This window comes from Blautia coccoides (genome assembly GCF_034355335.1).
GTDB classification, from domain to species: domain Bacteria; phylum Bacillota; class Clostridia; order Lachnospirales; family Lachnospiraceae; genus Blautia; species Blautia producta.
In genome coordinates, this window is the sequence record NZ_CP136422.1 from 5,869,101 (window position 1) to 5,884,717 (window position 15,617).

Consider the following 15,617-nt stretch of genomic DNA (forward strand, 5'->3'; position numbering starts at 1 on the left):
TTCAAACACACTCTAGCCCATGGCTCCTTCCCATTATAAAAGGTATAAAACTCCGGAGTTGGGAGCCTTACTGCTTTTTTCCTGTACCGGTCACGCACCGGGACGATCTGCTCCAATGCACGGCCGATATACAGAAGATCCCTCAGCGGCATATTTTCATTGATCGTTGACTGATGCTCTCCGAACACCATAACCTTATCTTCAATGCCAAAAGATATGTCATTGCAGAAATTCATGTAGAGTACATCTTCCACTCTGATCTTCCGGACCTTTGTTCCCGCCGGAAGCGGCTCCTCATGCCATAAATGCCCTCCTTTTGCATATCATATGACAAAAGGAAGGCTTTTGGGAACCAATCAGCAGGCCTTCACGTTTTTGTAAAGGCACTGAACCGTAACGGCCCTTTCTATATCTAAGTATAGAAAAGAACTATAGATTATTCAAGACTTTCTCTTGAAATATGACCACTTATTTAATTGGTTTTGATTTGGTAAAATCGGGGGAACTCCCCATTTGACAGCCTTTCGGCTGAAAAGCAGAAATCATGAAATTGCGATTCATGAATGTATCCAGTATAGCACAGAAAAAACTCTAATTCAACAAGCGGGCCGGTAATTATAGCAATACCCAGTCTGGTGCGTGTCTGCCTCGGGACTGCCTTGTAAATGCACCCGTGGAATTTAATCCACGAATGCATTTACTATGGCTTATAATGACAATATCTAATAAACTTTATAACTATTCCTTAGGTCTGCACATTAACCTCTATGCCCACAAGAAAGTCACCTTACACCTTAAACCGGTACCCCACACCCCATATAGTCTCAATATACTGGGGCTTCGCTGTGTTGAACTCGATCTTCTCACGAATCTTCTTAATATGCACCGTTACGGTGGCAATATCTCCGATGGACTCCATAGCCCAGATTTCCTTGAACAGTTCATCTTTTGTGAACACCCTGTTAGGATTCTGTGCCAGGAAAGTGAGCAGGTCAAACTCTTTGGTTGTAAAATTCTTCTCCTCCCCATTGATCCATACACGCCTTGCCGTCTTATCAATCTTCAGACCCCGGATTTCAATAATATCATTCTCCTGCACACCGGTACCAATAAGTCTCTCATATCTGGCCAAATGAGCTTTTACCCTGGCAACCAGTTCGCTTGGACTGAATGGTTTTGTCATATAGTCATCTGCCCCCAGGCCCAGGCCGCGGATCTTATCAATGTCATCCTTTTTGGCGGAAACCATAATCACCGGATTATTCTTTACATTTCTGATCTCCCGGCAGATCTCAAAGCCGTCCACTTCCGGCAGCATCAGATCCAGGATAAACAGATCATAATTTCCCTCCAGTGCTTTTTTAAGCCCCACATCACCTCTGTTTTCAATCTCCACTTCAAAGCCGCTCAGCTCCAGATAGTCTTTCTCAAGGTCGGCAATTGCCTCCTCATCCTCAATAATCAAAATCTTACTCATTCATTGGTACCTCCTGGTATTTTCTAAGAACGAAGTACATAACCGTTCCGATATTCTCCTTACTTGTTGCCCAGACCTTGCCGCCGTGGTCCTCCATTATTTTCTTCACTATGGAAAGACCAATACCGCTTCCCCCCTTGGAAGAATTCCTGGAGGCATCCGTGCGGTAAAATCTGTCAAAAATATTGGGCAGATCTTTAGCTGCGATTCCTTTTCCGTTGTCCTCAATCTCTACCTGGACAAAATCTCCTACGTCCTTCACCCGCAGATTGATCCTCCGATCTCTGCTGCTATCCATGTATTTGAGAGAGTTGCTCACGATATTATTTATAACCCTTTTGATCTGCTCCGCGTCGGCAATGACAAGCACCTCAGGTCCTGCATAATTGGAATACTGGAACTGCACTGACTTGGATTCCAGCTCAGAATCCAGCTCCTCCGCACAGTCATCAAAAAATTCTGTCACGGAAATCTTATTGAATGTGTATGGTATCCTGTTTGTGTCCATCTTGGAATAAAAAGTCAGTTCGTTGATCAGCCTGTCCATATCGTTAGCCTTATTATAGATTGTATGGATATATCTGTCCATCTTTTCCGGTGTATTCGCCACACCATCCATAATACCTTCCACATATCCTTTAATAGCCGTTATAGGTGTCTTCAGGTCATGGGAAATGTTGCTGATCAGTTCCTTGTTGTCTTTGTCGAACTCCAGCTTCTCCTCTGCGTTTTCCTTCAGTCTCTGCCTCATGGCCTCAAAATCCTGGCATAGATCGGAGATCTCATTAACCCCCTCGCTGGCAATGGAGAAATCCAGGTTCCCCTCCTTGATCTTCTGTGTAGCTGTCCGCAGCTTATCAAGAGGAGAAATGACGCCCCGATAGATCCACCAGGTAAGCCCCAGCGCCGTACCGGTGAGGATGATGACCACAGCCACCACCATATTACGGATCAGTTCCTCTATCTGCGGCATTGTTTTGAACACACTGGAGACCACAAAAAGACTGCCCTTTCCGTGTTCACTGGTCTCAAAATCAATCTGCTTTACCAGTGCTTTTATTTTGCCCCCCAGATAAAATCCGTCGCTGCTGTCACTGCTGTCATCCTTGTAATCCGGCAGTCTGCTGATAAGCTCCGACGGATAGGGATCACACCCTGTATACCTTATCTTATCATCTTCCCGCACAATAAGATAGGAGTGCACCTGTTCCAATTCCTTATTAACGGAATCCAGATATTCAATATTTTCCAATTCCTTAGGAGAATTCCTGGCTGCCTCTGCCAAACGGCCTATGGTACCGCTGGTCATGCTGTTGATCACTTCTGCTGTGTTGGTCAAGCTTTCGTATGTGGCATTCTCAATCCCGTACTTTTTCTCTATGGCCTTGAGCTGGTACTGGCTGAATCCCCAGAATGCCATACCGGTAAACAGCAGAGGCTCCAGTATAATGATAAAAAAAGAAACGATGATCCTTGTCTTTAATTTCATGTTCCGGCACCTTTCTGTCAATGCAATTGCTTTTTAGTCAGGACAGATATCTGTGATCCCCCGACTCTGCCTTATAAGGCTAAATACAAATGCCTAAAAACGGGCATAATGTCTTCTGGTAAATATTATAGCATAATTTACTGTGTTTTCTTCTAAACAAAAGTGAACCAAATCTAAACTTTCTATAAAAAACCATACAAAATGCTTTGACTTTACCTGAAACACCTTCTAAAATATAAACAATAGAAGAACGCTTCACAGGCTTTCTAATTGATATGTGAAACTACCGCGGCCAGACCGCAGAATTTACCGAGGAGAAATTATGTTTTTAGATAAAGATAACCATCTTGCAAAATTAAATGAACTGTATGGGCAGAACTGCTTTCAGTCTGTTTCCCTCTACTGTGACGCCGGTATGGGAAAGACCACACTTCTCAGACAGTTTTCTGCGGGCAGACGGACTCTGTATTTTAAGCCCCTGGAGACTACGGACGCCGAGAATTTTCTAGCTCTAAAAAAAGAGGCCATCCGAATACTGGGTCCTTTGGAAAAGCTAAAAGCCGCCAAAAGGTTCGCTGAACTGTTCCGCACGATCGGCAAAGCAGCAAGAGAACAGTCCCTGCTCTTTATTATTGACGATTATCCACATATGATAAATAAAAACCGGAGACTATCCACATTAGTACAGTCTTATATGTCGAAAGAGTGGAAAAATTCCCGTCTCTTTTTAATTTTATGTAAACCCGCATCCCTGTACGAGAAAGAGGCCGCACAGACAGCCAATCCACTGCTCCTGAAGCCTTTTACCTTTTTTGAGACACGCCAGCTTTTCCGCCATCTGCCCGTAGAACAGCAGATCTGCATATTCGGCATTACGGGAGGTGTCCCAGGATACCTGTCCTACTTTGTCAATGAGACACCTTTCCGTGAAAACCTGTATCAGTTATTCTTTACTGATAAGGGAGAATTTTACCGCCGGCCCACCAAATTTTTAAAGGTACATCTGTCTGAGCCGGAGCTGGCCCATTCTGCCCTTCTGTGTCTTGGAGCCAAAAGACGCAAGCTCCACGAAATCTGTGAGCGGACAGAACTGACGCCCAGCGCTGCCGGCAGTCTTATGAACACCTTGGATCTGCTTGGACTGGTGGACAAGATCATTCCCGTTACCGAGGATGCGGGAAGCCGCAGAACGCTCTACCGGATATCTGACGGCGTGTTCCGCTTCTGGTATACCTTCGCAGCACCTAACCGAAGTGCCATTGAACTTGGATGCGGCAGAGAAATATTTGAAAAAGAAGTCCTTCCGTCTCTGGACAGGTATTCCAAGGAGACCTTTGAGGATATCTGCAGACAGTATCTGGATCTGCTGGCCCAGAGGGGGGATGCTCCCTTTTCTTATGACCACGCCGGTAGCTGGTGGGGGCAGCATCCCACCAGAAAACGTACAGAATACGTCCCCATTGCCGCCGCTGATGACCATAACATACTGCTTGGGGACTGCTTCTGGACAGATGAATGGATCGACCTGGAAGGCCTGCAGGGTCTCCAGAAACACGCCAGCCTCTTTCCCCACAGTACAATATGGTACTATCTTTTTGCAAAATCTGATTTTGTCTCAGGCATGGAAACCATCTATGGGGACACAGTAAAGGTCTTTACTCTGGAGCAGATGTGTACCTGCGGAGATGCCGCAGTCTGCACACCTGATATCTGCTAAATTTGGTAAAATAGGTGCACATGTTAACCATTGTTTTATATTTGTCAAGTATCGGTTCGTTTTTATCAAGTTTCCTTTTGGATATACTAAAAAGAAAAAAGGAGACACGGCAGAAATGGACGAAAAAAGAGAACGCCAGTTTCGGGAGCTGGGACTGACTATATCGTATTACCGGAAACTGAAAGGGCTCACACAATTACAGCTTGCAAATGCCGTTGGTCTGAGCCGTACGCACATCAGTAATATCGAGGCTCCCAGGATCAAAACATCCCTTTCACTGGAAAGCCTGTTTGATATTGCAGATGCCCTGGACATCCAGCCCCGGGATCTGTTCAATTTTCGTGAACAGCAGCAGCAGTAAAAAAGGTTCCGCATTCTTTTCTATAACGAATGCGGAACCTTTTTATTTCCTATAAATATTTCTTCAAGTCCTCTGCTTTGTCCAGTTTCTCCCAAGGCAGATTCAGATCATTTCTTCCGAAATGTCCGTAAGCTGCAGTCTGTTTGTAGATTGGACGTCTCAGATCCAGCATTTTGATAATTCCTGCGGGTCTCAGATCAAAGTTCTCACGTACGATCTCTGTCAGCTTCTGGTCTGAAAGTTTTCCCGTACCAAAAGTCTCCACCTGGATGGATGTGGGATGAGCCACGCCGATGGCATAGGAGAGCTGGATTTCACATTTCCTTGCCAGGCCTGCTGCAACCATATTCTTGGCCACATAACGCGCTGCGTATGCTGCGGAACGGTCCACTTTTGTGCAGTCCTTACCGGAAAAAGCACCGCCGCCGTGACGCGCATATCCGCCGTATGTGTCCACAATGATCTTACGTCCTGTCAGGCCGCTGTCCCCGTGAGGTCCGCCGATAACAAAACGACCTGTGGGGTTGATGAAAAATTTTGTCTCAGCATCCACCATATCTGCCGGAAGAATGGGGTCAAACACATATTTTTTAATATCCTCATGAATCTGCTCCTGTGTCACATCCGGATCATGCTGTGTGGAGAGTACCACTGCGTCCAGGCGGATGGGGCGGTCATTCTCATCATATTCAACCGTCACCTGTGTCTTACCGTCCGGCCTTAAATAATTCAGTGTCCCGTCTTTTCTGATCTTAGTCAGCTGGCGTGACAGTTTATGTGCCAGAGAAATCGGATAAGGCATAAACTCCTCTGTCTCATCTGAGGCAAAGCCATACATCATACCCTGGTCACCGGCACCGATGGCGTCAATCTCTGCCTCGGACATGGTGTTTTCCTTGGCCTCCAGAGCCTTGTCCACACCCAGAGCAATATCCTTTGACTGCTCGTCAATGGTTGTGATAACGCCGCAGGTCTCCGCATCAAAACCATACTTTGCTCTGGTATATCCGATTTCCCGTACGGTTTCCCTTACGATCTTCGGAATATCTACATAGGCGTTTGTAGTGATCTCGCCCATTACCATGACCATACCTGTTGTGGTACAGGTCTCGCAGGCCACACGGCTCATAGGGTCTTTTTCCATCAATGCGTCGAGAATGGCATCGGAAATGGCATCACACATTTTATCCGGATGGCCTTCGGTTACAGATTCAGATGTAAATAATCTTTTTTCCATGTTTTTCTCCTTTTATAAGACTGCTTGTAACTGTTAAAAAAACTGGACAGTTACGACTCATTTATCCTGGGGCGGATCCCTGCGCCAAGGCACAGCCGCCTGTGGTTATTTTCCTCTTGCGCGCCGTATGCAATAAAAAGGGTCCGCATAAGCGGACCCATATCATACATAAATGAATCCTCTTATTGTTCGACTATTTCGCTCAGGTTGGCACCTTCCTTCTGCAAGGGGTTGCCGTGACTTCACAGATCCTATGTATCTCCATCACTCTGAATAAGAGAAATTATAACCTATTCACTTGTCTCATATACGATAACGCTTTTTTGATTGTTTGTCAATGGGTAATTCCGGGATTTATTTCACCAGATACCCGCCGTCCACGGGGATCACAGCACCGCTCACATAATCACTTGCATGGGAAGCCAGGAAAATAGCCGCACCCTTCATATCATCACCGGTTCCCCAGCGGTGTGCCGGGATTCTCTCGGAGATGGAGGCAAACCTGGGATTTTCCGGGTCCATTAGTGCTTTGTTCATCTCGGTTGCCATATATCCCGGTGCGATGGCATTTACATTGATTCCTCTTGCCAGCCAGTCATTGGTAAGCTCCTTGGTAAGCTGTGCCACACCGCCCTTGGATGCTGCATATGCAGGTATGGTCTGGCCGCCGAAGAAAGAATTCATGGACGCAATATTGATGATCTTTCCGTATCCCTTTTTCAGCATGACCTTTGCCGCCTCCTGGCATAGGATAAAAATGCTTGTCAGGTTCACACGGATCACCTCATCCCACTCTTCCATTGGAAATTCTTCCGCGCTGTGACGCCTCTGGATGCCATGGGCAGTCAGGAGTATATCCACTTCACCGCCCAGCTTTTCAAGGCATTCCCGGAAGACACGGTAAATATCCTGCCTGTCCCCAAGATTTCCTTTGACTCCATAGCATTTAAACCCGCGGCTCTTAAATTCCTCTGCCACCCGGTACACGCTGTCAGAGGTACCCACTATAGCCACCTCGCAGCCTGCCTCCATATAACCTTCTGCCATTCCATAGCCCAGACCTCTTGTCCCGCCTGTCACAATAGCCTTTTTTCCGCTGATATCAAATAAATTCTGTGCATGCATCTGCCTTACTCCATGTATCCGCCCTTCATAGGAGAGACGGCCCTTTCTGAGAAGATTTTTAATACACCTTTTTCATATTTCACCGGTTTAGGCTGCCATTTGCTTCTGCGCTCCTTCAAAACAGCCTCAATCTCTTCCTGCGTCTTCTTCTCACCTGCAATTCCCACTATGCGCAGGACACGATTGGGAATGTTCACCTCGATCAGGTCACCCTCTTCAACCAGAGCGATGGGGCCGCCTTCTGCCGCCTCCGGAGAGATATGTCCGATCGCCGGTCCCTTGGATGCTCCTGAAAATCTTCCGTCTGTGAGAAGGGCGATGGAGGCGCCCAGCTCCGCATCAGAAGCAATAGCCTCTGTGGTATAGAACATCTCCGGCATACCGCTGCCTTTTGGCCCCTCATAACGGATGATCACCGCATCACCGGGCTTGATCTCATGAGTCAGCACTGCATGGATGGCATCCTCTTCACAGTCAAAGGGACGTGCTTTCAGGGTTGCCTCAAACATCTCCTTTGGCACTACAGTATGTTTTACCACTGCCCCGTCAGGAGCCAGATTGCCATAGAGGATTCCAATACTTCCGTCTGTTCCGAAGGGTTTGTCAAAGGGACGGATCACATCCTCTCTCTTCAGGCCCACCTTCTCCAGATAGCTGTCGCATTTATCATAAAAGCCGTTCTTTTTCAGTTCTTCCAGGTTCTCACCCAGAGTTTTGCCTGTGACAGTCATCACATCCAGATGCAGCATATCTTTGATCTCTTCCATGATCGTAGGAACACCGCCTGCATAATAGAAGAACTGTGCCGGCCACTCCCCTGCCGGACGGATGTTCAGCAGATAATGTGCGCCTCTGTGCAGTCTGTCAAAGGTATCCCCGTCAATCTCAATACCGAACTCCCTTGCGATAGCCGGAAGGTGAAGCAGGGAATTAGTGGAGCCGGAGATAGCTGCGTGCACCATGATCGCATTCTCAAAAGACTTCATAGTCACGATCTTATCCGGCGTCAGGTCATGCTCTGCCAGCCATACGGACTGTTTTCCCGCTTCTCTTGCCACTGTCCGCAGATCCTTGCTAGTGGCAGGCATGAGAGCGCTGCCCGGCAGCATCAGGCCCAGGGCCTCTGCCATGATCTGCATGGTGGATGCTGTTCCCATGAAGGAGCAGGCGCCGCAGGAGGGACATGCGTTATGTTTGTAGAAAGTCAGCTTTTCCTCCGTGATCTCCCCCCGCTCACACATGGCATTATACATACCGATCTGTTCCAGTGTGAGAAGATCAGGACCTGCATCCATAACTCCGCCTGTCACAATGATGGAAGGGATATTGACTCTTCCCACTCCCATCAGATGTGCCGGCATTCCCTTATCACAGCTTGCAACAAAGACACCGCCGTCAAATGGTGTTGCATTGGCATGGATCTCGATCATGTTGGCGATCATATCTCTGGAAGCCAGGGAATAATTGATCCCATCGTGTCCCTGCGCTTCACCGTCACAGATATCGGTGGTAAAATACCTTGCCCCGTGTCCGCCTGCCTCTGCGATTCCGGCCCTTGCCTCTTCCACAAGCTCCAGCAGGTGTCCGCTGCCCGGGTGGCTGTCACCAAATGTACTCTCGATCATAATCTGGGGTTTCGACAGATCCTCCAGCTTCCATCCTGTTCCCAGACGGAGCGGATCTAATTCCGGTGCTATTTTTCTTAATTCCTGGCTTCTTAACTTCATAATCGTTCTCCTTTGACTAACTGAATCTGATAAATTGCTGCTTGGTTTGGAATGGATTGGTTTTCTTTTTTCAAGACATCATACGTCGTATCTGTTAGTATAGTAACACTTCTTTCTCCCATGGTCAAGAGGCTCGCTGATTTTATCCCTTTTGCTTATTTTTACCCTTTCGGTTTTATGCATATTTCACAAAAAGGAAACCTATGCCTTGTCCTGCACCGCCGGACCCGCATAAAAAAATCCGGGCCTTTTACAGCCCGGAAAGTCTTTCTATCTTTTCCTGATTACTTGCAAGATGCTCTATCATGGCAGCCTTTGCCGCTTTGGGATCCCGCTCCCTGATCGCATCTACGATCATCTGGTGGGTCCGCACGGTTTCTTTTGTCAGGGAATAATCCGTGATATTTATAAAAAGGGAGATACCCGACTGGATGACAGGAATGATATTCGGCATGATCAGATTCTTGCTCATCTTTGCCAGCATTTCATGAAACTCAATGTCCTTGTGCATATGAGGCTCCTCTTTGTCACAAAGCTCTTTCACCTCATCCTGGATCCTCTGGAGTTCTTCTATTTCTTCCGGTACAGCGCGCTCTGCAGCCAGCGCGGCTATTTCCGGTTCAATGATCATACGGACTTCACACAGATCAAGGCCCAGTCTTTTCTTATCATCCACAAAAGCAAATCCCAGGGGATCATCTACCACTCCCGGATTCTCACAGACAAAAGTCCCGCAGCCCCGGCGGATCTCCAGTATATTCCTGGACACAAGGATCTTCACCGCCTCCCGGATGGTTCCTCTGCCCACGGATAACTGCTGTGCCATATCAAACTCATTTGGAAGCTTATCCCCTGTCTTCAGCGCCCTGTCCGCTATCAGGCTGATGATCTGCTCTGCCACTCTCTCAGGCAGCAATTTTTTACTCTCATTCAACGATTCCAACATATATAATTACCTCTTTGCTTATTTATAATAATTCTGTACCTTCATACACACCGTCTCACCGGGGACCCCAAACAGACGGAGTCCTGTACCGGACACTTTTTACCGAAGGTTTTCCTGCGGTCAGCGTGAAAAATACACAGACCTACTGAATAGTTATCATTTTTCAGCATTTGTTTACATATTATAGCATGTTCGTTTAAAGAAAGTCTACCAGACACAGCATAAATTTCAAAAGAGTCCTGCCTGAAGGTTACTGTTCATAGTTTGCTAAAAGTTATGTGAACAGTAACGCCTGAAGGGCCTGCACTTTCCTATCCGTGTAAAAAATGCCGCCCGGAGGGAACTGATCCCCCGGACGGCTGTTTTAACCTTATGCTCTTACACTTACATCATAAGTCCCGGCAGGAAGCCCTGGAACAGAGAAAGTATAGATACAAATATCAGAATTGCCACGCCGGCAACGAAACCGCCGATACTCCATCCACGGATGGTATCTGTAACAGAAATCTTAAAGAACCGGCTGATAGCCCAGAATCCTGAGTCATTGGGCAGTGAAAGTCCGATACCGCCTGCACAGATGGCGATCGCACATAAAATAGGTGATACACCGCCAGATGCAATGGTGCTGGACATAATGGCTGCCGTTGTCATAAGCGCTACTGTTGTGGAACCCTGTGCACAACGGATGATCTGTGCGATCAGGAAGCAGAGCACCAGGATCGGAATACTGAACTGAGACAGAGAACCTGCTACATAATCAGCGATACCTGTAGCCTGCAGAACTTTACCGAACGCCCCGCCCGCACCTGTGATCAGCAGGATCAGACCAACCTGGTCAGCAGCTTCTGTCATAATGTCAGTGGCTGTCTTTGTGATGTATTTTCTGGAGATGACTGCAGCGTAGATAACGCCTGCCATCATAGCAAAGTTTTTATTTCCGATAAATGTTACAAACGGAACAATTGCCGCATCCTTGCCCACTGCCAGGGGAACAAAGCTGCCCAGCAGAATCAGGATAATGGGAACAAGGAGAATAGACAGAGCCTTGCCGGCGCCCATCTTTGCCTGCTCTTTTCCCTTTCCTTTTCCGCTCTTGGATAATTCTGCTTCTTCTTCATCCAAATCTTCAAAGGTATAGAAATGGTTATTCTTGTGGTCCTGCTTGTTCAGGATAGAACCATAGAAAATACCGCCCACGATCATTCCCACAAATGCGGAGATCAATGCATAGAAGAAGAAAATACCGATTTCAATATTCAGCTCCTCAGCCACAGCCAGAGGTGGTGCTGTAGGAAGTACCAATGCAAAAGTACATGTGGTGGCAACAGAAATCGCACATGCGAAAGTTACCATGGAAATCTTTGTTTTTTTGGAAAGCACACGAAGCATTGGGGCAAACATGATATACACAACATCACCGAATACCGGAATACCTGTGATAAACCCTGAAAGTGCAACTGCAATAGGTGATTTTTTCTCACCAAACGCGCCCAGGATCTTATTGGAAATTGAATCAATACCTCCGGACTCGAACATGAACTTACCCAGCATAACGCCCAGGCCTGTTACCATACCGATACCGCCCAGGGTACCGCCAAAACCGTCTGTTACGGTCTGCGCCACATCTGCCAGAGGCATATTCACCAGCACACCTGTACCAAATGCAGTGATGAGCAATGCGACAAAAGCATTCAGCTTAAATTTAATGATCAGCAACAATAATACGGCGATCGCCAGAATAAAAATACCTATCAGCAATGGCCCTGTAACCACTTCTCCTGAAAACATATACGTTTTCCTCCTTTTACCCTTTTCCTGTTATCCCTGTCACTTTTTGCAAGTAATAACACGTATGACCTCTCATCCATTCCATAAACCGACTATAACAAATCAGACGTCACACGTCAAGAGTAAATATTAATTATGTAAGATTATTATAAATTTTCAATAAACTTTTTGTGCATTTTTTATATCTATATTTACTTTATCACTCTGCTAGCAGAAATACTCCGGGTATTTTTCAAGTATCTCCTGGAAATGCTTCCTGTAAGTTCCCAGATGCCTGTCATAAAATTTTTTCAGATCAAAGTCCACGGAGAGTCCCAGAAGCAGTATATGGAAGATATCCCTGTGCTCCTGATGTATCATTGCCAGATCTGTCTTATTCATGATCGCGTCCAGATATCTCACTCTGTCATAATGGGAGCTGACCTTTTTCATGGCATACCAGGTCTTCTGTTTCCCTGCCATGGTATAGATCTGATGATGAAATTCATCGTCAAGCTTAAAAAACGGGTCAATCTTCTCCTCATTCTCCAGTGCTGCTTTCTGTCTGTCCAGGTTATCCCTCAGAGCCTGCATTCCATCCTCCGGGATATTACCGGCTATCTGACGGATAATTTCCGGTTCGATGACAGACCTGACAAAATACCCTTCCTTCAATATATCTATATGTATCATGGAGACCCTGGAACCGCTTTGAGGGAAAACATCCACAAGGGATTCCTCCTTCAGCATAATGATAGCTTCATGGATCGGTGTCCTGCTGATCCCCAGCAGTTCTGTCAGCTCCCCCTCATTTAATGTGGTTCCAGGCATGAGCTGCAGTGTCATGATGTTGCTTCTCAACAGTCTGTATGCATATTCCCGGTTATTTTCCTTTTCTCTCTTCTCTGATATTTTAATGCTCATATTCCGCCCTCTATATTTATATATTCTGTGTAACTGTTCCCTATCTTTATTGAAGCGTAACACACCCTGGGCACCACGTCAACTTCAGCGATGCCGTACGACAAAGGACGTCATACGTTTTGTGAAATGTATACAGAAATTCCATTTATATGTTGGCACTTTTACATATTGTACTTTGGTTCCGCATTTGTTATAGTAATCTCAAGCCAACTGATATATCAATTTTTTTCATTCATCCATTCCATTTTGGCTTATTTTCTTAAATTCTATAAAAGAAACAGCCGACAATTAATATATCAGTTATACAGCAATATGCAAGATATACTTTCTATCAATATTTTATTGTAACTATTCAGGATTCTTACGATTCTCACTGTTGCAAACTAAATATTTTTCAAACAAAAAGGAGTGTTCTCATCAAATGAAAGCTATAAAAGTAATCGAACCATTCAAGGTTGAAATCGTCGATGTTCCCAAACCGGAGATCAAAAATAGTAAGGATGTGATCGTCCGCATCACTTCCGGCGGTATCTGCGGATCCGATATCGGCATATATAACGGCACCAATTCACTGGCAACTTATCCTCGCCTGATCGGACATGAGTTCGGCGGGATCGTGACAGAGATCGGCAGTGAAGTGACTTCTGTAAAAGTTGGCGACAAGGTTGCCGTTGATCCGGTTGTAAGCTGCGGCCACTGCTATGCCTGCAAGATTGGACGCCACAATGTGTGCTCCACTCTGGAAGTCATGGGAGTCCACAGAGACGGCGGATTTGCTGAGTTCGTCTGTGCGCCTGAATCCAATATCCACAAATTCCACAAGGATTTTGATGAATCCTTCCTGGGTCTGGTTGAACCGTTTACCATCGGTGTGGAGATTAACAGAAGAGGACAGATCACAAAGGGAGACAAAGTTCTCATCATGGGTTCCGGTCCCATCGGCATTGCCGCCATGCAGGTTGCAAAAAGAAACGGCGCAGAAGTCATCATGACAGACCTTGTAAAGGAACGTCTGGACAAAGCACTTTCCATGGGCGCTGATGAGGTGGTCTTGGTATCTGAGGAAAATCTGGAGGAACGTCTCCTGAAATTCACAGACGGAGAGGGCATTCCCGTGATCGTGGATACTGTCTGCATTCCTTCTTCCTTTGAACAGAGCGTACAGCTTGCCTGCCCGGCCGGACGTATTGTAGTTCTCGGACTGAAAAATGTTCCATCCCAGATCACAATGGCTGATATCACTAAAAAAGAGCTGACCATCGCAGGCTCCCGTCTGAACAACAACTGTTTCGACGAAGTTATCGCAGGCTTTGAGGACGGCACTCTGCATCCGGAACAGCTCATGACAAAGTCTTATAATTACAAAGACGTGATGGAAGCTCTGACCATGATCACAGAACATCCCCAGGATGTACTGAAGCTGGTCCTGAAGTTTGAAGACTAGACAAACCCATTGATGGAAAACAGGAGGAATCTATGAACGAGATATACCTGACAAACGAGACTTCCGGTATCTCCCCTGCTGAAGTGGAGAAATGCATGGACGAACTACTGGCCCAGTATCCCGGATTAAAAAAAGTCCTGATCATACCGCCGGACTTCACCCGCTGTTATTCCTATGCCGGCGAACTTACACAGGTTCTCTATAAAAAGCTTTCCCCTTCCGCCATTGTTCATGTGATGCCCGCCCTGGGCACCCACATGGCAATGGATGCGGAGGAAAAAGAAAAAATGTTCGGAGGGGTTATACCTGAAGAGGCGTTTTTAGTACACCACTGGCAGACAGATACTATCTCCATAGGAAAAGTGCCCAGGGAAGTCATTGAGGAAATTTCCGGCGGACTGTATTCTACAGATATTGAAGTGGAAGTCAATGAAAAGCTCATCCATGGGGGCTACGACTTGATTCTCTCCATAGGACAGGTGGTTCCTCATGAGGTTGTGGGCATGGCCAATTACAGCAAAAACATCTTTGTAGGAGTTGGCGGACGGCAGATGATCAACAAATCTCATATGCTCAGCGCCATATGCGGCATGGAGAAGGCCCTGGGTGTTGCAGACTCCCCTGCACGAAAAGTCTTTGACTATGCCCAGCAGCATTTCCTGGACGGAAAACTCCCCCTGGTTTACATCCAGACCGTCACCACTTTAAAGGATGAGGAAATCTGCCTGAACGGTCTTTACACAGGGCCTTCCAGAAAACCGTTTGAGCTTGCAGTGGAGCTTTCCGGCAGACTGAATATCTGCCATGTGGAGCGCAGGGCGAAGAAGCTTGTCACCTATCTTGACCCATACGAGCTGAAAACTACATGGGTGGGGAACAAAGGCATCTACCGCACAAGAATGGCTGTGGCTGACGGAGGCGATTTGATCATTCTGGCTCCAGGCGTTAAAGCCTTTGGTGAGAATGAAGAGATGGACAATATGACCAGAACTTACGGATACAAGGGACGTGACTACGTGCTGAAACTGTTCAATGAAGGCGCTTTTGAGAACAGGATCATGGCCGCGGCCCATCTGATCCAGGGCTCCTCTGACGGACGTTTTCATATCACATACTGCACCAGACCGGAGAATCTTTCTAAGGAAGAAATTGAGAGTGTGGGATATCAGTGGATGGATTATGAGGAAGCCGCATCCCTGTATAACCCGGATACCCTGCATGACGGCTGGAATACTCTGGACAATGGGGAAGAGATCTACTTTGTAAAAACTCCTGCTCTGGGACTTTGGAAGGTAGACTGACCTGCCGGACCGTTGTGTAGTTCACATTACACTTTCATGATTCATAATAGAACAGGGTATATTCTGCGGAAATCCGCAGAATATACCCTGTCTTTGATTACA

12 protein-coding genes, 1 pseudogene and 1 riboswitch are annotated in these 15,617 nt (G+C 46.6%); of the genes and pseudogenes, 4 read left to right on the plus strand and 9 right to left on the minus strand.

Annotated features, from left to right (window positions below; translation table 11 throughout):
- Positions 1–17: 17 nt before the first annotated feature.
- The 3 genes and pseudogenes from BLCOC_RS27855 to BLCOC_RS26430 all read right to left on the minus strand — a co-directional run.
- Positions 18–299: pseudogene (locus tag BLCOC_RS27855) on the minus strand (hypothetical protein); the annotation flags it as partial.
- A 488-nt stretch (positions 300–787) separates the two neighbouring features.
- Positions 788–1,477, minus strand: a complete 690-nt coding sequence (locus BLCOC_RS26425; protein WP_018595382.1) for a response regulator transcription factor — start codon at positions 1,475–1,477, stop codon at positions 788–790.
- On the minus strand, positions 1,470–2,966 hold the full coding sequence (locus tag BLCOC_RS26430; RefSeq protein ID WP_115623874.1) for a sensor histidine kinase: 1,497 nt from the start codon (positions 2,964–2,966) through the stop codon (positions 1,470–1,472). The genes BLCOC_RS26425 and BLCOC_RS26430 overlap by 8 nt, the downstream gene beginning before the upstream one ends.
- A 322-nt stretch (positions 2,967–3,288) precedes the next feature.
- Here BLCOC_RS26430 and BLCOC_RS26435 point away from each other — a divergent pair, with 322 nt between their 5' ends.
- Together BLCOC_RS26435 and BLCOC_RS26440 are read left to right on the plus strand one after the other, a co-directional pair.
- Positions 3,289–4,683 carry an ATP-binding protein gene (locus BLCOC_RS26435; RefSeq protein ID WP_115623875.1) on the plus strand — a complete coding sequence of 465 codons (1,395 nt, stop codon included), beginning with the start codon at positions 3,289–3,291 and terminating at the stop codon, positions 4,681–4,683.
- Between the two features lie 115 nt (positions 4,684–4,798).
- Positions 4,799–5,044, plus strand: coding sequence for a helix-turn-helix transcriptional regulator (locus BLCOC_RS26440; RefSeq protein WP_026255486.1), 246 nt, complete (start codon positions 4,799–4,801; stop codon positions 5,042–5,044).
- 49 nt (positions 5,045–5,093) lie between these two features.
- On the opposite strand, the gene metK is transcribed toward BLCOC_RS26440, so the two are convergent.
- The 6 genes from metK to BLCOC_RS26470 form a co-directional block, all read right to left on the minus strand.
- On the minus strand, positions 5,094–6,281 hold the full coding sequence (metK, locus tag BLCOC_RS26445; protein WP_029471525.1) for a methionine adenosyltransferase: 1,188 nt from the start codon (positions 6,279–6,281) through the stop codon (positions 5,094–5,096).
- 179 nt (positions 6,282–6,460) lie between these two features.
- Positions 6,461–6,561: riboswitch (SAM riboswitch) on the minus strand.
- Positions 6,562–6,635: 74 nt separating this feature from the next.
- A complete protein-coding gene (locus BLCOC_RS26450) occupies positions 6,636–7,406 on the minus strand; it encodes an SDR family NAD(P)-dependent oxidoreductase (RefSeq protein ID WP_029471526.1) in 771 nt (256 codons plus the stop codon).
- Positions 7,407–7,411: 5 nt separating this feature from the next.
- Complete coding sequence (gene ilvD / locus BLCOC_RS26455) at positions 7,412–9,133, minus strand: dihydroxy-acid dehydratase (RefSeq protein WP_018595374.1); 1,722 nt, start codon at positions 9,131–9,133, stop codon at positions 7,412–7,414.
- Positions 9,134–9,383: 250 nt separating this feature from the next.
- Positions 9,384–10,079, minus strand: coding sequence for a FadR/GntR family transcriptional regulator (locus BLCOC_RS26460; protein WP_018595373.1), 696 nt, complete (start codon positions 10,077–10,079; stop codon positions 9,384–9,386).
- A gap of 384 nt (positions 10,080–10,463) precedes the next feature.
- Positions 10,464–11,867, minus strand: coding sequence for a GntP family permease (locus BLCOC_RS26465; protein WP_115623876.1), 1,404 nt, complete (start codon positions 11,865–11,867; stop codon positions 10,464–10,466).
- A gap of 207 nt (positions 11,868–12,074) precedes the next feature.
- Positions 12,075–12,770, minus strand: a complete 696-nt coding sequence (locus BLCOC_RS26470) for a GntR family transcriptional regulator (RefSeq protein WP_018595371.1) — start codon at positions 12,768–12,770, stop codon at positions 12,075–12,077.
- Positions 12,771–13,191: 421 nt separating this feature from the next.
- Between BLCOC_RS26470 and BLCOC_RS26475 the strand changes: the two genes are divergently transcribed.
- Both BLCOC_RS26475 and BLCOC_RS26480 read left to right on the plus strand, forming a co-directional pair.
- Positions 13,192–14,214: a zinc-binding alcohol dehydrogenase family protein gene (locus tag BLCOC_RS26475; RefSeq protein WP_018595370.1), complete on the plus strand. Its 1,023-nt coding sequence runs from the start codon at positions 13,192–13,194 to the stop codon at positions 14,212–14,214.
- Between the two features lie 32 nt (positions 14,215–14,246).
- Positions 14,247–15,515 (plus strand): nickel-dependent putative hexonate epimerase, encoded by a 1,269-nt coding sequence (locus BLCOC_RS26480; RefSeq protein ID WP_115623877.1) that lies wholly within the window; start codon positions 14,247–14,249, stop codon positions 15,513–15,515.
- Positions 15,516–15,617: the final 102 nt, after the last annotated feature.

What these genes read in the sequence shown, in the direction of transcription:
- BLCOC_RS26430 (WP_115623874.1), bottom strand. Translation starts at nt 2,966, where the DNA reads ATGAAATTAAAGACAAGGATCATCGTTTCTTTTTTTATCATTATACTG.
- BLCOC_RS26470 (WP_018595371.1), bottom strand. Translation starts at nt 12,770, where the DNA reads ATGAGCATTAAAATATCAGAGAAGAGAGAAAAGGAAAATAACCGGGAA.
- metK (WP_029471525.1), bottom strand. Translation starts at nt 6,281, where the DNA reads ATGGAAAAAAGATTATTTACATCTGAATCTGTAACCGAAGGCCATCCG.
- BLCOC_RS26475 (WP_018595370.1), top strand. Translation starts at nt 13,192, where the DNA reads ATGAAAGCTATAAAAGTAATCGAACCATTCAAGGTTGAAATCGTCGAT.
- BLCOC_RS26435 (WP_115623875.1), top strand. Translation starts at nt 3,289, where the DNA reads ATGTTTTTAGATAAAGATAACCATCTTGCAAAATTAAATGAACTGTAT.
- BLCOC_RS26465 (WP_115623876.1), bottom strand. Translation starts at nt 11,867, where the DNA reads ATGTTTTCAGGAGAAGTGGTTACAGGGCCATTGCTGATAGGTATTTTT.
- BLCOC_RS26480 (WP_115623877.1), top strand. Translation starts at nt 14,247, where the DNA reads ATGAACGAGATATACCTGACAAACGAGACTTCCGGTATCTCCCCTGCT.
- BLCOC_RS26450 (WP_029471526.1), bottom strand. Translation starts at nt 7,406, where the DNA reads ATGCATGCACAGAATTTATTTGATATCAGCGGAAAAAAGGCTATTGTG.
- BLCOC_RS26460 (WP_018595373.1), bottom strand. Translation starts at nt 10,079, where the DNA reads ATGTTGGAATCGTTGAATGAGAGTAAAAAATTGCTGCCTGAGAGAGTG.
- ilvD (WP_018595374.1), bottom strand. Translation starts at nt 9,133, where the DNA reads ATGAAGTTAAGAAGCCAGGAATTAAGAAAAATAGCACCGGAATTAGAT.
- BLCOC_RS26440 (WP_026255486.1), top strand. Translation starts at nt 4,799, where the DNA reads ATGGACGAAAAAAGAGAACGCCAGTTTCGGGAGCTGGGACTGACTATA.
- BLCOC_RS26425 (WP_018595382.1), bottom strand. Translation starts at nt 1,477, where the DNA reads ATGAGTAAGATTTTGATTATTGAGGATGAGGAGGCAATTGCCGACCTT.